Annotated in this window: 14 protein-coding genes; 5 read left to right on the forward strand and 9 right to left on the reverse strand. The window is 57.7% G+C overall.

What is annotated here, in order from left to right; translation table 11 throughout:
• Window positions 1–10 precede the first annotated feature (10 nt).
• The gene (locus ACLGE8_RS04360) at window positions 11–949 is read left to right on the forward strand and encodes a LysR family transcriptional regulator (RefSeq protein ID WP_410996730.1); all 939 of its coding nucleotides are present in this window, start codon (window positions 11–13) and stop codon (window positions 947–949) included.
• 131 nt (window positions 950–1,080) lie between these two features.
• Here ACLGE8_RS04360 and mdcH read toward each other — a convergent pair whose 3' ends face one another.
• The 8 genes from mdcH to mdcA all read right to left on the reverse strand — a co-directional run bounded on the left by mdcH (window position 1,081) and on the right by mdcA (window position 8,131).
• A complete protein-coding gene (gene mdcH, locus ACLGE8_RS04365) occupies window positions 1,081–1,977 on the reverse strand; it encodes a malonate decarboxylase subunit epsilon (protein WP_410996732.1) in 897 nt (298 codons plus the stop codon).
• Window positions 1,974–2,594, reverse strand: coding sequence for a malonate decarboxylase holo-ACP synthase (locus ACLGE8_RS04370; protein ID WP_410996734.1), 621 nt, complete (start codon window positions 2,592–2,594; stop codon window positions 1,974–1,976). The genes mdcH and ACLGE8_RS04370 overlap by 4 nt, the downstream gene beginning before the upstream one ends.
• 3 nt (window positions 2,595–2,597) lie before the next feature.
• On the reverse strand, window positions 2,598–3,557 hold the full coding sequence (locus tag ACLGE8_RS04375) for an AEC family transporter (protein ID WP_065356474.1): 960 nt from the start codon (window positions 3,555–3,557) through the stop codon (window positions 2,598–2,600).
• A 126-nt stretch (window positions 3,558–3,683) separates the two neighbouring features.
• On the reverse strand, window positions 3,684–4,484 hold the full coding sequence (gene mdcE / locus ACLGE8_RS04380; RefSeq protein WP_410997119.1) for a biotin-independent malonate decarboxylase subunit gamma: 801 nt from the start codon (window positions 4,482–4,484) through the stop codon (window positions 3,684–3,686).
• The gene (locus ACLGE8_RS04385; protein WP_185668963.1) at window positions 4,484–5,317 is read right to left on the reverse strand and encodes a biotin-independent malonate decarboxylase subunit beta; all 834 of its coding nucleotides are present in this window, start codon (window positions 5,315–5,317) and stop codon (window positions 4,484–4,486) included. Before ACLGE8_RS04385 ends, mdcE begins: the two co-directional genes overlap by 1 nt.
• Complete coding sequence (gene mdcC / locus ACLGE8_RS04390; RefSeq protein WP_410996736.1) at window positions 5,310–5,609, reverse strand: malonate decarboxylase acyl carrier protein; 300 nt, start codon at window positions 5,607–5,609, stop codon at window positions 5,310–5,312. Before mdcC ends, ACLGE8_RS04385 begins: the two co-directional genes overlap by 8 nt.
• A gap of 9 nt (window positions 5,610–5,618) precedes the next feature.
• Window positions 5,619–6,476 carry a triphosphoribosyl-dephospho-CoA synthase gene (locus ACLGE8_RS04395; RefSeq protein ID WP_410996738.1) on the reverse strand — a complete coding sequence of 286 codons (858 nt, stop codon included), beginning with the start codon at window positions 6,474–6,476 and terminating at the stop codon, window positions 5,619–5,621.
• Window positions 6,476–8,131, reverse strand: a complete 1,656-nt coding sequence (mdcA, locus tag ACLGE8_RS04400; protein WP_000948510.1) for a malonate decarboxylase subunit alpha — start codon at window positions 8,129–8,131, stop codon at window positions 6,476–6,478. The genes ACLGE8_RS04395 and mdcA overlap by 1 nt, the downstream gene beginning before the upstream one ends.
• Window positions 8,132–8,379: 248 nt before the next feature.
• On the opposite strand from mdcA, the gene ACLGE8_RS04405 reads away from it, so the two are divergent.
• The 3 genes from ACLGE8_RS04405 to ACLGE8_RS04415 all read left to right on the forward strand — a co-directional run bounded on the left by ACLGE8_RS04405 (window position 8,380) and on the right by ACLGE8_RS04415 (window position 10,547).
• A complete protein-coding gene (locus ACLGE8_RS04405) occupies window positions 8,380–9,402 on the forward strand; it encodes a hydrolase (RefSeq protein WP_410996741.1) in 1,023 nt (340 codons plus the stop codon).
• Window positions 9,399–9,617 (forward strand): YheU family protein, encoded by a 219-nt coding sequence (locus tag ACLGE8_RS04410; RefSeq protein ID WP_185668968.1) that lies wholly within the window; start codon window positions 9,399–9,401, stop codon window positions 9,615–9,617. The genes ACLGE8_RS04405 and ACLGE8_RS04410 overlap by 4 nt, the downstream gene beginning before the upstream one ends.
• 66 nt (window positions 9,618–9,683) lie before the next feature.
• Window positions 9,684–10,547: a phosphoribulokinase gene (locus ACLGE8_RS04415; RefSeq protein ID WP_410996743.1), complete on the forward strand. Its 864-nt coding sequence runs from the start codon at window positions 9,684–9,686 to the stop codon at window positions 10,545–10,547.
• A gap of 101 nt (window positions 10,548–10,648) precedes the next feature.
• Here the strand turns inward: ACLGE8_RS04415 and ACLGE8_RS04420 are convergent, their stop codons facing one another.
• A complete protein-coding gene (locus ACLGE8_RS04420; RefSeq protein WP_333495592.1) occupies window positions 10,649–11,053 on the reverse strand; it encodes an OsmC family protein in 405 nt (134 codons plus the stop codon).
• Window positions 11,054–11,357: 304 nt separating this feature from the next.
• Here ACLGE8_RS04420 and crp point away from each other — a divergent pair, with 304 nt between their 5' ends.
• The gene (gene crp, locus ACLGE8_RS04425) at window positions 11,358–11,990 is read left to right on the forward strand and encodes a cAMP-activated global transcriptional regulator CRP (protein ID WP_000242758.1); all 633 of its coding nucleotides are present in this window, start codon (window positions 11,358–11,360) and stop codon (window positions 11,988–11,990) included.
• Window positions 11,991–12,025: the final 35 nt, after the last annotated feature.

Genomic DNA, 12,025 nt, shown 5'->3' on the forward strand with positions numbered 1-12,025 from the left:
GGAGCGGGCGATGAACCTGTCAATCACCGACGATATTACCTTCCGCAAACTGACCATCTTCATGACCTTTATGGAGAAGGGCAATATCGCCCGCACCGCCGAGGCGCTGAACATCAGCGGCGTCAGCGTGCACCGGGCGCTGCACACGCTGGAAGAGAACGTTCGTTGTCCGCTGTTCGTGCACAAAGGGCGTAATCTTATCGCCCAGCCCGCGGCATGGACGCTGCTGGAGTACTGCCAGGAAGTCAGCCAGTTGATGGAGCGCGGTCTGGAAGAGACGCGCAAAACGGCAGGCGTCGGCCAGGGCCGTTTACGCGTCGGTACGCTTTACTCGCTGACGCTGGAGACGGTGCCGCACTTGATTATGGGCATGAAGCTGCGCCGCCCGGACCTGGAACTGGATCTCACCATGGGCTCCAACGAAGCGCTGCTGAAGATGCTGGAAGACGGCGTGCTGGACGCCATCCTCATCTCCATTTCCGAAAGCGAAATCGACCGTAACAGCCTCGAAGTACTCCCCCTGTTCCACGACGATATCTATCTCGCCGCACCGATGTCCGCCACGCTAGACGCCACTATGAAGGCGGACCTGCGCCACTATCGTAACGAGAAGTTTGTCTCGCTGGCAGAAGGGTTTGCCACCTACGCCGGTTTCCAGGAGGCGTTTCATATCGCCGGGTTTGAGCCGGAAATCGTGACTCGCGTAAACGACATCTTCTCGATGCTCAGTCTGGTACAGGCAGGAGTAGGTTTCTGTTTGATGCCGGGGCGAATGAAGAAGATGTATGAGAATACCGTGAAGCTGCAAAAGCTTGCTGAGCCCTATCAGATGCAGCAGCTTATCGCGATTGTCTTTGCCCGCAATCGCGAGCGCGACCCAAGCCTGCTGGCGCTGGCCGCCGAAGGGCGCATGTATGCAAGGACGCTGACCCAGAACCAGAATGCCTGATTGCCGGATGGCGACGCTCTGCGTCTTATCCGGCCTACAATCCGGAGAACTCCCGGCGTCGCTTCGCTCGGCCGGGCTACACTAGTGCGATCCGTAGGCCCGATAAGCGCAGCGCCATCGGGCACTTCTTGCTACGCCCGCAGGCGTTTCGCCAGGTGCACGGCCACATCCACGCCGCTGCGCTCCAGAGAAATTGACTCCCCTTCCCACGCCGCCTGCCGCGTTAAGCAGGTCAGGATGCCACCGGGCGGCATTTCAATCGCCAGCCGTGCTTCACGTTCGTTAGCGGAGATAACCGCCTCCTGCCAGCGCACCGTACGCGCCATATTCATCGCCAGATCGTCAGCAATCCGCTCAGGCTGCCACAGCACGCGCCCGGTGCTACCGCTCAGGTAAGCGTAGCGCGGGCGGGAAAGCGTTACACGGCTGAACGCCTCAACCAGCTTTTGCGCGGGCTCTGCCAATAGCTCACAGTGCGACGGCACGCTCACCGCCAGCCGAGGCGCTTTACTGGCGCCTTTGGCCATCGCGCGCTTCGCCACCTCGGCCATCGCGTCATCGGGCCCGGCAATCACAATCTGCGTTTCGGCATTCAGGTTAGCGATATACGTCCCGCTGCCCGCCACCAGACTTTCCACCTGAGCGAGGGTCAGCCCCATAATCGCCGTCAGGCCGTAGCCGTGCGGATAGGCTTGCTCCATTAAGTCACCGCGCAGCGCCACCAGCGTCAGCGCGTCGGCAAAATCGAGCGCGCCGGCAACCACCGCCGCCGGGTAGGCGCCAATGGACAGCCCGCTGACGATATCGGGTGCCACGCCACGACGTTCCAGCTCACGCGCCCACGCAACGCCGGCAATCAGCAGAGACAGCTGAACGGCTCGGGTATGCTTGAGCGCTTCAGGGGTATCAAGCGTATCAACCTCAGCGCCCAGCACTTCACGAGCCTGAGCGAACTCCGTCCCCGGAAGGTTTTGCAGCATACCTTCGTGCTGCGTCCCCTGCCCCGGGAAGGTAAACAGAATTTTCATGACTCCTCCCTGCCCCACGGATCGCGAACCAACTGCGGCCCCTGCGAGGTTTTCAGTAATGCTTTTCCATCGCGCAGCCATTCATTGAGGGCAAAGCCGCCGCGTTGGGTATCCACCTGGGTATCTGCCCGGCACAGCCCGCCCGCCAGCTGCTGCTGCCACTTCTCCAGCGCTTCTCGGGAGAGCGGCTGCGGCGCGCGGAGCAGCAGGTCCAAATCGCTTGCCGCGTGGATAACCGGGATCCCGGTTGCCAGCGCATAGCCGGTACTGCCGGTAATGCCCCACGTCCACGGCCACGCCTGCTGCGCCAATAACAAAGCCATCTGAAGCGGTGGCTGAGAGATAAAGGGCGAGCGCAGCAACGACAGCGGGTCCACCAGCGATTCCGGCGTGCAGACGCGAACAACCGCTTCTGCCTTCACCCAACCGGCGGCGCGCTGCTCGCGCTTCATCCCGCGGATGCCCACGGGAATGCGCCCCTGCGCATCAACATCACGTCGCACCACCACCGGCAGGCCGCTATGCCAGACGGTATCCACCCAGGATTCCGTGACATCTTCAAGCGCGTCGCGCGCATTCAGCCAGATAAGGTCGTGTGGACGTAATGTTGTGCTCATGATTTAGATTCCTGAAGTCAGCGAGATAAACAGCGGCAGCGACAGGATACACAGTACGGAGCTCAACAGCAGCACGGCTTCTGCATCCGGCGACTGCACGCCAAAGCGGTTACCGAATACCACACCGAAGAAACCAGCGGACAGCGCAATCATCAGGATAGCGGTGATCGCCACGGAACCATGCAGGCCGAAAATCAGTACGATACCCCAGGCAATAGCCGGTTGAATCAGCAGCTTGGCGATGGTCGAGGTAATGACCACGGTGTTGATCTGCAGTTTACGCGCAGAGAGGATCACACCGGTCAGGAACAGCGCTGCTGCGGTAGCAGACAGACCCAGCGGTTTGATCGCCGCCAGCACCAGTTCCGGCATTTTGATGCCAATCGCGGAGAGGATAACCCCCAGCAGCGGGCCCATTACGATAGGTTTTTTAATCGAACGCCACATCAGTACCGGCAGCATGGAGAGCGTAGAACCGGTGTTACCGCCTTCAGCGCGCGCTTTTTCACGTTCGAGGATCAGCAGGCAGAACGGCGTCATCAGTACGGAACCGCAGGCAATGGAAACCGCAACGGACAGCGAAGTCGAAGACGTTTCACCCAGCACGCTGCCAAGAATCGGCAGGCCCAGCGCGGCGTAGTTTGGCAGCGCCACGGTCAGGGTCAGCACGGCGGCATCCTGCGGGGATTTTTTGAAGACTTTGGTCGCCATAAAGTAGATGGCGGCGTAGGTAATCCACATCGCCAGCGTCAGCACCACAATCAGCGGCGACTGAGCCACGATACCGGCCCATGGGGTTTGTACGGTCGCGCTAAACAGCGCAGCGGGTAAAGCAAAGTCCATCACGAAGATATTGAGCAGGGAGACGTTTTTATTGTCGACCATTTTGGCCTTACCGGCCCAGAATCCCAGCAGCATGATGACGAAAATCGGAGCAAGAGCATGAACAATTACGTAAGTCATATTTCACCTGTAATCTAAAAAGAAGTAGCACTGACGCGATGATTATTATTTTTCAGATGCATCAACCCGCGCGGGTGCAGTCACTGCACCCGCGGAGCCGTACATCCGGCAGGTCTCTTTTTTTACTTACCAGCTTGCTCGCATGCGTTCGCGTACGAGGGCAGAGCTGCGGCGATTGTCGGCACCCAGACGGCTTTTCAGCGTCGGGTCCTGACGAGCGTCGTTGATGGCCTGTTGCAGGGTGTTTTTCACCAGCGCCAGATCTTGTGCAGATGGAGCATCCGGGTTGCTGATATCCAGCAGATTTTCCAGCAGCCCCAGGGTGGCGTAGTTGCTGATGTCATACGCCATCGGCGGAATGGTTGCCGCCAGTTTTTCCAGCGCTTCAACGGTACGCAGGGTAATGCGCGCCGCGGACTCTTTGCCCATCGCGTGGATCAGTACGCCTTTGTCGTTAAACGCGATCAGGCGGTTTGCCTGGTAGCCGTGCGCCAGAAACGCACCGGACATCGCTTTACCGACGATAAGGCCAATCACCGGATGACCTGCCAGACGCGCATTGGCATACGCCGCTGCGGCACCGGCCAGCGCCTGGTGAATACCAAAACCTTCTTCACGACGACCATAGGCCTGGCTGGCGACGTCAATCACCGCCACAATCGGGCGTTTCACGGCGCTGTTGGCATCGGCGGCGACGGTTTCGCTCACCACTTTTGCCAACGTCCAGCCTTCCAGCAGACCCACTTCGCCTTTGGTGGCGCGCGGGTAGTGGTTATGGGCATCCGGAACAACGGCAATAAAACGCACGGTTTCGCCGTTCAGTTCGCCATCAGCAGCCTGTACGGACGGGCACAGCCCAGCAATACGTTTGGCACCTGGAACCAACGTTTCCAGCCATAATTCGCCACGGCTAATTACGTTACTCATCATTTCACCTCCCGGGCGAAGAGCGCTTTAATCTGTTCTGAATCGGCCTGTTTACGGGTGTCGAAATGGCTCAGACGATCGAGATACCAGTCGTAGTTATCGGTGCGATGTTTTGCCGGAACGCCTTTTGCCAGCGCCTCGTTCATGGCGGCTTTCACCGCGTTCACGCCGTCGTTCACCAACGCTTCAACCAGCCCGCTTTGGTAACGAACTTCACCGCCGGTCATGCTCCAGATAAACGGACGGTCGCGGGAGTCATACTCTTCAATCCCGGCTTCCTGTTCGATTACCTGCGGGCCGTTCAGGCCGAGACGCGCTTCGCGGGTCACAATCAGATAGCTACACAGCGCCGCGGCGATAGACATCCCACCGAAGCAGCCCACGGTACCGGCCACAATGCCGACCACCGGGGTATAACGACGCAGGTCAACAATCGCCGCGTGAATGTCGGCAATCGCCGCCAGGCCGAGGTTGGCTTCCTGTAAACGCACGCCGCCGGTTTCCAGGCTCAGTACCGCCTGCGTTGGGATGCCGTTACGGTTATCTTCCGCCGCCAGCTCCAGCGCCGCCGCCATTTTTGCACCGGACACTTCGCCCATACTGCCGCCCTGGAATGCGCCTTCAATCGCCACAACAACGGCCGGTTTGCCATTGATAGTGCCTTTGGCTACCACCATGCCGTCATCGGCCTGCGGGACAATGCCCTGCGCGCCCAGCCATGGAGACATCACGCCTTCAAACGGGTCGAGAAGTTCACGGTAGCTGCCTTCATCCAGCAGCGCATGCGCACGCTGGCGTGCTTTTAATTCGATAAAACTGCGGTCATCACGCATAGCTCACCTCTTCAAAAACCTGTTCGATACGGATGCGCGCCACGCCCGGCGTCGCGCCGAAGTCGTGGATAGTCAGTTTGCCAGCCGGCAGGTTGCTGACCGTTTGCAGACGGTTGAACAGCGCTTCCCAACGGCTGGTGCTGTTATCGACAGAAGTGGTGATATCAATGGTTAACGTCTGGCTCTGGTCGGCGGTGAATAACACCTCCATATCCCCGGAGCCCACAACGCCTGCCAGCGCTTTGCCGCTTAAGGTGCGGCTGGCCGGTACGGTTAACGTAATGTGTTCCATAACATCCTCTTAATGCTTTAAATAAGGCGATTCGACGCGATCGAGAAACAGCGTGGCGGCAAGCAGGTCAGCGGCGCCGCCCGGTGAAGCGTTCAGCGCCAGCATCTGGCTATCGAGTTCCGCTAATGCCGCCTGACCCGCCGGATGAGCACTACCGCCAGCATTCAGCACCGCACGGGCACCGTCCTGCATGGCATCAAGCCCTTCCAGCCCTGCACGAGACAGCACGCAGGTATCGGTCAGCGAGGTCATGATGGCCATCAGCGCATCCAGCCTCGCGTGCGTTTCGCTACTGCCGTGCAGGCGGCTTAAACGCAGCTGCGGCAGCGCACGCTGCATCACGTGCGGAAACGCCTGCTGGGCTTCTTCGCGAGCGCCCGGTACGCGGTAACGGTGTGTGGCGCGAAGCCCCTTACTGAAGACTTTCGGCGCCGCATCGTCCGGCAGCTTCGCCAGCTCCGCGGCGGTGGCGGCTATTTGCTGCGCGCCACCGGTACCGCCGTGCATCGCGACGGCGCTCACCAGCAACCCCAGCGCCCAAATCGCGCCGCGGTGGGTATTCACGCCGTGGGTCGCGGCCATCATCTGCTGCTCGCCCTCACGGCCGAGTCGCCCTATGGTTTGTCTGAGCGCAATATCCGCTGGACGCTGCCAGCTTTGTTGCGCCAGCGCCTGAAACGTGGAGGTCAGGCTGTGCGCGGAGCGCTCCATCAGCGCCAACGATAAATCGTGGTGCGCGCCGTTCCCCCGACTGTCCACCAGACCGGGTTTCGGGCTTAATCGTGCTTCGTCAATCAGACACTGCGTGGCGGTTCGCGCCAGCCATTCGGCACCGCCTTCAACCTGAATCTGGGGCAGAAGTTTCATTACCAGCTCCGGAATTTCGCAGGTGGGTTGTAAAGACCGCCGGACCATTCCACCAGGTCAGCGACGCTACCGGCCGCCAGCAGCGAACGGGTGGCATCGGTACGACGAATGCCCATATCTTCCGGATAGACCACCTTGCCGCTCTGACGCAGTTCGGCAACGCGTTTAGCGTCAACGCCCAGGCCGATATCGGTGATACCCGCGACCGCAGCCACCATCGCCCGACGCTCTTCAAGATCTTTCGCGCGATAGAGGTAGGCGATACCTTCTTCTGTCAGCACGTGCGTCACGTCGTCGCCATAGATCATTACCGGTGCCAGCGGCATGCCGGAGGCTTTCGCAACGTCAACCGCGTCCAGTTTTTCAACGAAGGTTGGTTTCACACCCGCCTGGAAGGTTTCGACCATCTGCACCACCAGTTTTTTACCGCGCTGCATTGGGTCTGGTTCGGTGATCATGTTCAGCCAGGCAGGCGTTGCATGACGACGACCGTGTGGGTCATGGCCCATGTTTGGCGCGCCGCCGAAGCCGGAAAGACGGCCGCGGGTCACGGTAGAGGAGTTGGCGTAGCCATCAACCTGCAGGGTAGAGCCGATAAACATATCCACCGCGTACTGACCTGCCAGCTGGCAGAAGGCGCGGTTAGAACGCATCGAGCCGTCGGAACCGGTAAAGAAGATGTCTGGACGAGCGCGGATGTACTCTTCCATCCCCAGCTCACCGCCGAAGCAGTGCACGCTTTCTACCCAGCCGCTCTCAATCGCTGGGATTAGCGTTGGATGCGGGTTCAGCGTCCAGTGTTTACAGATTTTGCCTTTCAGGCCGAGCTGTTCGCCGTAGGTTGGCAGCAGCAGTTCAATCGCCGCGGTGTTAAAGCCGATACCGTGGTTCAGCGACTGAACCTGATGTTCCGCGTAGATGCCTTTAATCGCCATCATCGCCATCAGGATGTGTTCCTGTTTGATGAGGCGCGGGTCGCGGGTAAACAGCGGTTCGATAAAGAACGGCTTGTCGGCTACGACAACGAAGTCAACCCAGGAGCCAGGGATATCGACGCGCGGCAGGTCACACTCATCGTCCACCAGCTCGTTCACCTGTGCGATGACGATGCCGTCGTGGAACGCGGCGGCTTCAACCAGCGCTGGAGTATCTTCGGTGCTCGCTCCGGTATAGAGGTTACCTTTGCGGTCAGCTTTAAAACCGGCAATCAGCGCCACGTTCGGCGACAGGTCAACGTAGAGACGGGAATAGAGTTCGATGTAGGTATGGATGGCGCCGATTTCCAGCAGGCCATCTTCCAGCAGCTGCGAAATACGCAGGCTCTGGGTACCGGAGAAGGAGAAGTCCAGCTTGCGGGCGATCCCTTTTTCGAAGATGTCCAGATGCTCGCTGCGGCCGACGCTCGGCATAATCATGTGCAGGTCGTGCACAATCTGCGGGTTAACCTCGGCCAGCATGCGAGATAAGAAGTCTGCCTGCTTTTGGTTATTCCCTTCTAATACCACGCGGTCACCCGGCGCGATCAGTTTTTCCAGCATTGCGGTCAGGTCTGCGGTCGGCAGAACCTTACCCTGCACCGGTACGGAAGCCAGACGTCGCTGTTTTTCGGTGCGACGTGTGTTCCAGACGCGTGCTGGTGTTTGCCCAGATAACATTATTAACCTCCTGATTCAGCTAATCATTTTGATTGCTTAACACTGAAAAGATTGTGCACCCTGGCGAGAAAGTCATCAATTAAGCGTAGGAGAGAATCATTAGCCTGAGAGTAATAATTGAAGTAACAAATTGTGATTAGGATCAGATCCTGACGGGATAAAAACGACTATCGATGCCTCATTTTCATAAACACGATGGCAAAGTGACGGTATAGTAGGCGCAGATTCCAGGTAAACATCGCCGAGTTATGACTGAAACAACCCACCACGATCTCAGTATCGACACCCCAGGCAGCGCGGACTTCGTCCCCATGCGCGGTATCAGCAATCGTCATCTTCAGACCATGCTGCCACGCCTGCTTCGTCGCAAACTGCAATTCACCCCGCACTGGCAACGCCTTGAGCTGCCGGACGGCGACTTCGTCGATTTAGCGTGGAGTGAAGACCCGGCGGGTGCGCTGCATAAGCCTCGTCTGGTGGTGTTTCATGGCCTGGAGGGCAGCCTGCATAGCCCATACGCGCATGGCCTGATTAACGCGGCGAAAGCGCAAGGCTGGCTGGGCGTGGTGATGCATTTTCGCGGTTGCAGCGGCGAGCCGAACCGCCTGAACCGTATTTATCACTCAGGTGAAACGGAAGACGGCACCTGGTTCCTGAACTGGCTACAGCGTGAATACGGTAAAGCGCCGACGGCAGCGGTCGGCTACTCGCTTGGCGGCAATATGCTGGCCTGCCTGCTGGCAAAAGAAGGTGATGACGTGCCGATCGATGCGGCAGTGATTGTCTCCGCGCCGTTTATGCTGGAAGCCTGCAGCTACCATATGGATAAAGGCTTCTCACGGGTCTATCAGCGCTATCTGCTGAACCTGTTGAAAGGTAACGCCGCGCGTAAGCTCAAAGCCTACCCTGGCTCGCTGCCGGTGGATCTGCGTCAGTTGAAAAGTATGCGTCGCATCCGTGAATTCGACGATTCGATCACCTCGAAGATCCACGGCTTCGCTGACGCTATTGATTACTACCGTCAATGCAGCGCAATGCCTATCTTAAGCAAAATTACCAAGCCGACGCTGATCATCCATTCCAAAGACGATCCGTTTATGGACCATCACTCTATTCCTGCCCAGGAAGAGCTGCCGGATAACGTCGTTTATCAACTCACCGAATACGGCGGCCACGTCGGGTTTATTGGCGGCACCCTGCGCCACCCGGAAATGTGGCTGGAAAAGCGCATCCCCGCCTGGCTGATGCCGTGGCTAGGAGCGAAAGCATGATGATTCCCTGGCAGGATATCGACCCGGAGACCCTGGATAATCTGATTGAAAGCTTTGTCTTGCGCGAAGGCACTGATTATGGTGAATATGAACGTTCACTTGCGCAAAAGGTCGCCGACGTCAAACACCAGCTACAAACAGGCGAAGCGGTGCTGGTCTGGTCTGAGCTTCACGAGACCGTCAACATCATGCCCCGTAACCAATTTCGCGGTTAACTATACTCTAACGACAGGAAGCGTTTTACCCCGCTTCCGTTGTCGTCTGTTCAGGGAGTTATTCGCATGTCAGCCAAACATCCGGTCATTGCCGTTACCGGCTCCAGCGGAGCGGGAACCACCACCACCAGCCTCGCGTTTCGTAAAATCTTTGCTCAACTCAACCTGCGCGCGGCAGAAGTCGAAGGCGACAGCTTTCACCGCTATACCCGCCCTGAAATGGATATGGCGATTCGCAAGGCCCGTGACCTTGGCCGCCATATCAGCTACTTCGGCCCGGATGCCAACGACTTTGGCCTGCTGGAACAGACCTTTCGCGACTACGGCCTGAACGGGCAAGGGAAATCGCGTAAATACCTGCATACCTACGACGAAGCCGTACCGTGGAACCAGGTGCCCGGCACATTTACGCCGTGGCAGCCGCTGCCAGAACCGACCGATGTGCTGTTTTATGAAGGGTTGCACGGCGGCGTCGTCACCCCGCAGCACGACGTGGCTCGCCATGTTGACCTGCTGGTTGGCGTAGTACCGATTGTTAACCTGGAGTGGATCCAGAAGATGATCCGCGACACCAGCGAGCGTGGCCACTCCCGCGAGGCGGTGATGGATTCGGTGGTGAGGTCGATGGAAGACTATATCAACTTCATTACCCCGCAGTTCTCCCGCACCCATATCAACTTCCAGCGCGTGCCGACGGTCGACACCTCTAACCCGTTTGCGGCGAAAAGCATTCCGTCACTGGACGAGAGTTTTGTGGTGATTCACTTCCGTAATCTCGACCACATCGACTACCCGTGGCTACTGGCCATGTTGCAGGGGTCATTTATCTCGCATATGAATACGCTGGTCGTTCCCGGCGGGAAGATGGGGCTGGCGATGGAATTAATCATGATGCCGCTGGTGCAGCGGCTGATGGAAGGCAGAAACTAGCATCAAGACCAAGCCAGGTAGCCCGGACGAGGTGCGCTAGCACCGACTCCGGGAATAGCCCCGGCGTCACTACGTTCGGCCGGGCTACGTCTGGCATGTAATCAGCCTTCGATCACTTCGTAAGAGTGGGTGATGTTCACCGCTTTTTCGAGCATCAGCGCCACCGAGCAGTATTTCTCAGCAGAGAGATCGACCGCACGCGATACCGCAGCATCCTTCAACTCTTTACCGGTGACAATAAAGTGCAGGTTGATGTGCGTAAACAGACGCGGAGCTTCTTCACGACGCTCGGAGGTGAGCTTCACTTCGCAGTCGGTCACGTTATTGCGACCTTTTTGCAGGATGGAGACAACGTCAATCGCGCTGCAACCACCGGCGGCCATCAGCACCACTTCCATTGGGCTTGGCGCTTTATCGCCAGAGTTGCCGTCCATCAAAATTTGGTGGCCTGAAGCTGACTCACCGAGGAAGGTTAACCCCTCAACCCATTTCACACGCGCTTGCATAATATTTAACTCCCAGGTTGCAATTTTCTTCTCAGATTACGCGCACATAACAATTCTCGCAATGGAAGGCGATCGGCGTCATGCTGAAGCGAGACACCAGGAGACACACGGCAAAAGCTATGCTAAAACAGTCGGGATGCTACGGTAATACATAAACGTACTGCATGTATGCAGAGGACATCACATTACAGGCTGCGACCTGATTCGACAGCCGACTTCCCAGGTAACGGGAAGGATACTATTGCAACCAGTGGCTGCAATGTTTTTGCCGCTGGGAAGAGCTTATAACAGAGGATAACCGCGCATGGTGCTTGGCAAACCGCAAACAGACCCTACTCTCGAATGGTTCTTGTCTCATTGCCATATTCATAAGTACCCATCGAAGAGCACGCTGATTCACCAGGGTGAAAAAGCAGAGACGCTGTATTACATCGTAAAAGGCTCCGTGGCCGTACTCATCAAGGATGAAGAAGGCAAAGAGATGATCCTCTCTTACCTTAACCAGGGCGATTTTATCGGCGAGCTGGGCCTGTTCGAAGAAGGCCAGGAACGCAGCGCATGGGTACGAGCAAAAACCGCTTGTGAAGTTGCTGAAATCTCTTATAAAAAATTCCGTCAGCTGATCCAGGTTAACCCGGACATTCTGATGCGTCTCTCTTCTCAGATGGCGCGTCGTCTGCAGGTCACTTCCGAAAAAGTCGGTAACCTGGCCTTCCTGGACGTTACCGGTCGTATCGCACAGACCCTGCTGAACCTGGCAAAACAGCCTGATGCCATGACCCACCCAGACGGTATGCAGATCAAAATCACCCGTCAGGAAATCGGTCAGATCGTTGGCTGCTCCCGCGAAACCGTGGGCCGTATTCTGAAAATGCTGGAAGATCAGAACCTGATCTCCGCTCACGGCAAAACCATTGTCGTTTACGGTACCCGCTAATCCGGCCCAAAATGGCGTATTGTGAAAGCAATACG

This window comes from Kluyvera sp. 142486, assembly GCF_046569695.1.
GTDB lineage: Bacteria > Pseudomonadota > Gammaproteobacteria > Enterobacterales > Enterobacteriaceae > Kluyvera.

Excerpts from the sequence above, each read along its gene's own strand:
- ACLGE8_RS04360 (WP_410996730.1), top strand. The coding sequence starts at position 11 with ATGAACCTGTCAATCACCGACGATATTACCTTCCGCAAACTGACCATC.
- mdcH (WP_410996732.1), bottom strand. The coding sequence starts at position 1,977 with ATGAAAATTCTGTTTACCTTCCCGGGGCAGGGGACGCAGCACGAAGGT.
- ACLGE8_RS04370 (WP_410996734.1), bottom strand. The coding sequence starts at position 2,594 with ATGAGCACAACATTACGTCCACACGACCTTATCTGGCTGAATGCGCGC.
- ACLGE8_RS04375 (WP_065356474.1), bottom strand. The coding sequence starts at position 3,557 with ATGACTTACGTAATTGTTCATGCTCTTGCTCCGATTTTCGTCATCATG.
- mdcE (WP_410997119.1), bottom strand. The coding sequence starts at position 4,484 with ATGAGTAACGTAATTAGCCGTGGCGAATTATGGCTGGAAACGTTGGTT.
- ACLGE8_RS04385 (WP_185668963.1), bottom strand. The coding sequence starts at position 5,317 with ATGCGTGATGACCGCAGTTTTATCGAATTAAAAGCACGCCAGCGTGCG.
- mdcC (WP_410996736.1), bottom strand. The coding sequence starts at position 5,609 with ATGGAACACATTACGTTAACCGTACCGGCCAGCCGCACCTTAAGCGGC.
- ACLGE8_RS04395 (WP_410996738.1), bottom strand. The coding sequence starts at position 6,476 with ATGAAACTTCTGCCCCAGATTCAGGTTGAAGGCGGTGCCGAATGGCTG.
- mdcA (WP_000948510.1), bottom strand. The coding sequence starts at position 8,131 with ATGTTATCTGGGCAAACACCAGCACGCGTCTGGAACACACGTCGCACC.
- ACLGE8_RS04405 (WP_410996741.1), top strand. The coding sequence starts at position 8,380 with ATGACTGAAACAACCCACCACGATCTCAGTATCGACACCCCAGGCAGC.
- ACLGE8_RS04410 (WP_185668968.1), top strand. The coding sequence starts at position 9,399 with ATGATGATTCCCTGGCAGGATATCGACCCGGAGACCCTGGATAATCTG.
- ACLGE8_RS04415 (WP_410996743.1), top strand. The coding sequence starts at position 9,684 with ATGTCAGCCAAACATCCGGTCATTGCCGTTACCGGCTCCAGCGGAGCG.
- ACLGE8_RS04420 (WP_333495592.1), bottom strand. The coding sequence starts at position 11,053 with ATGCAAGCGCGTGTGAAATGGGTTGAGGGGTTAACCTTCCTCGGTGAG.
- crp (WP_000242758.1), top strand. The coding sequence starts at position 11,358 with ATGGTGCTTGGCAAACCGCAAACAGACCCTACTCTCGAATGGTTCTTG.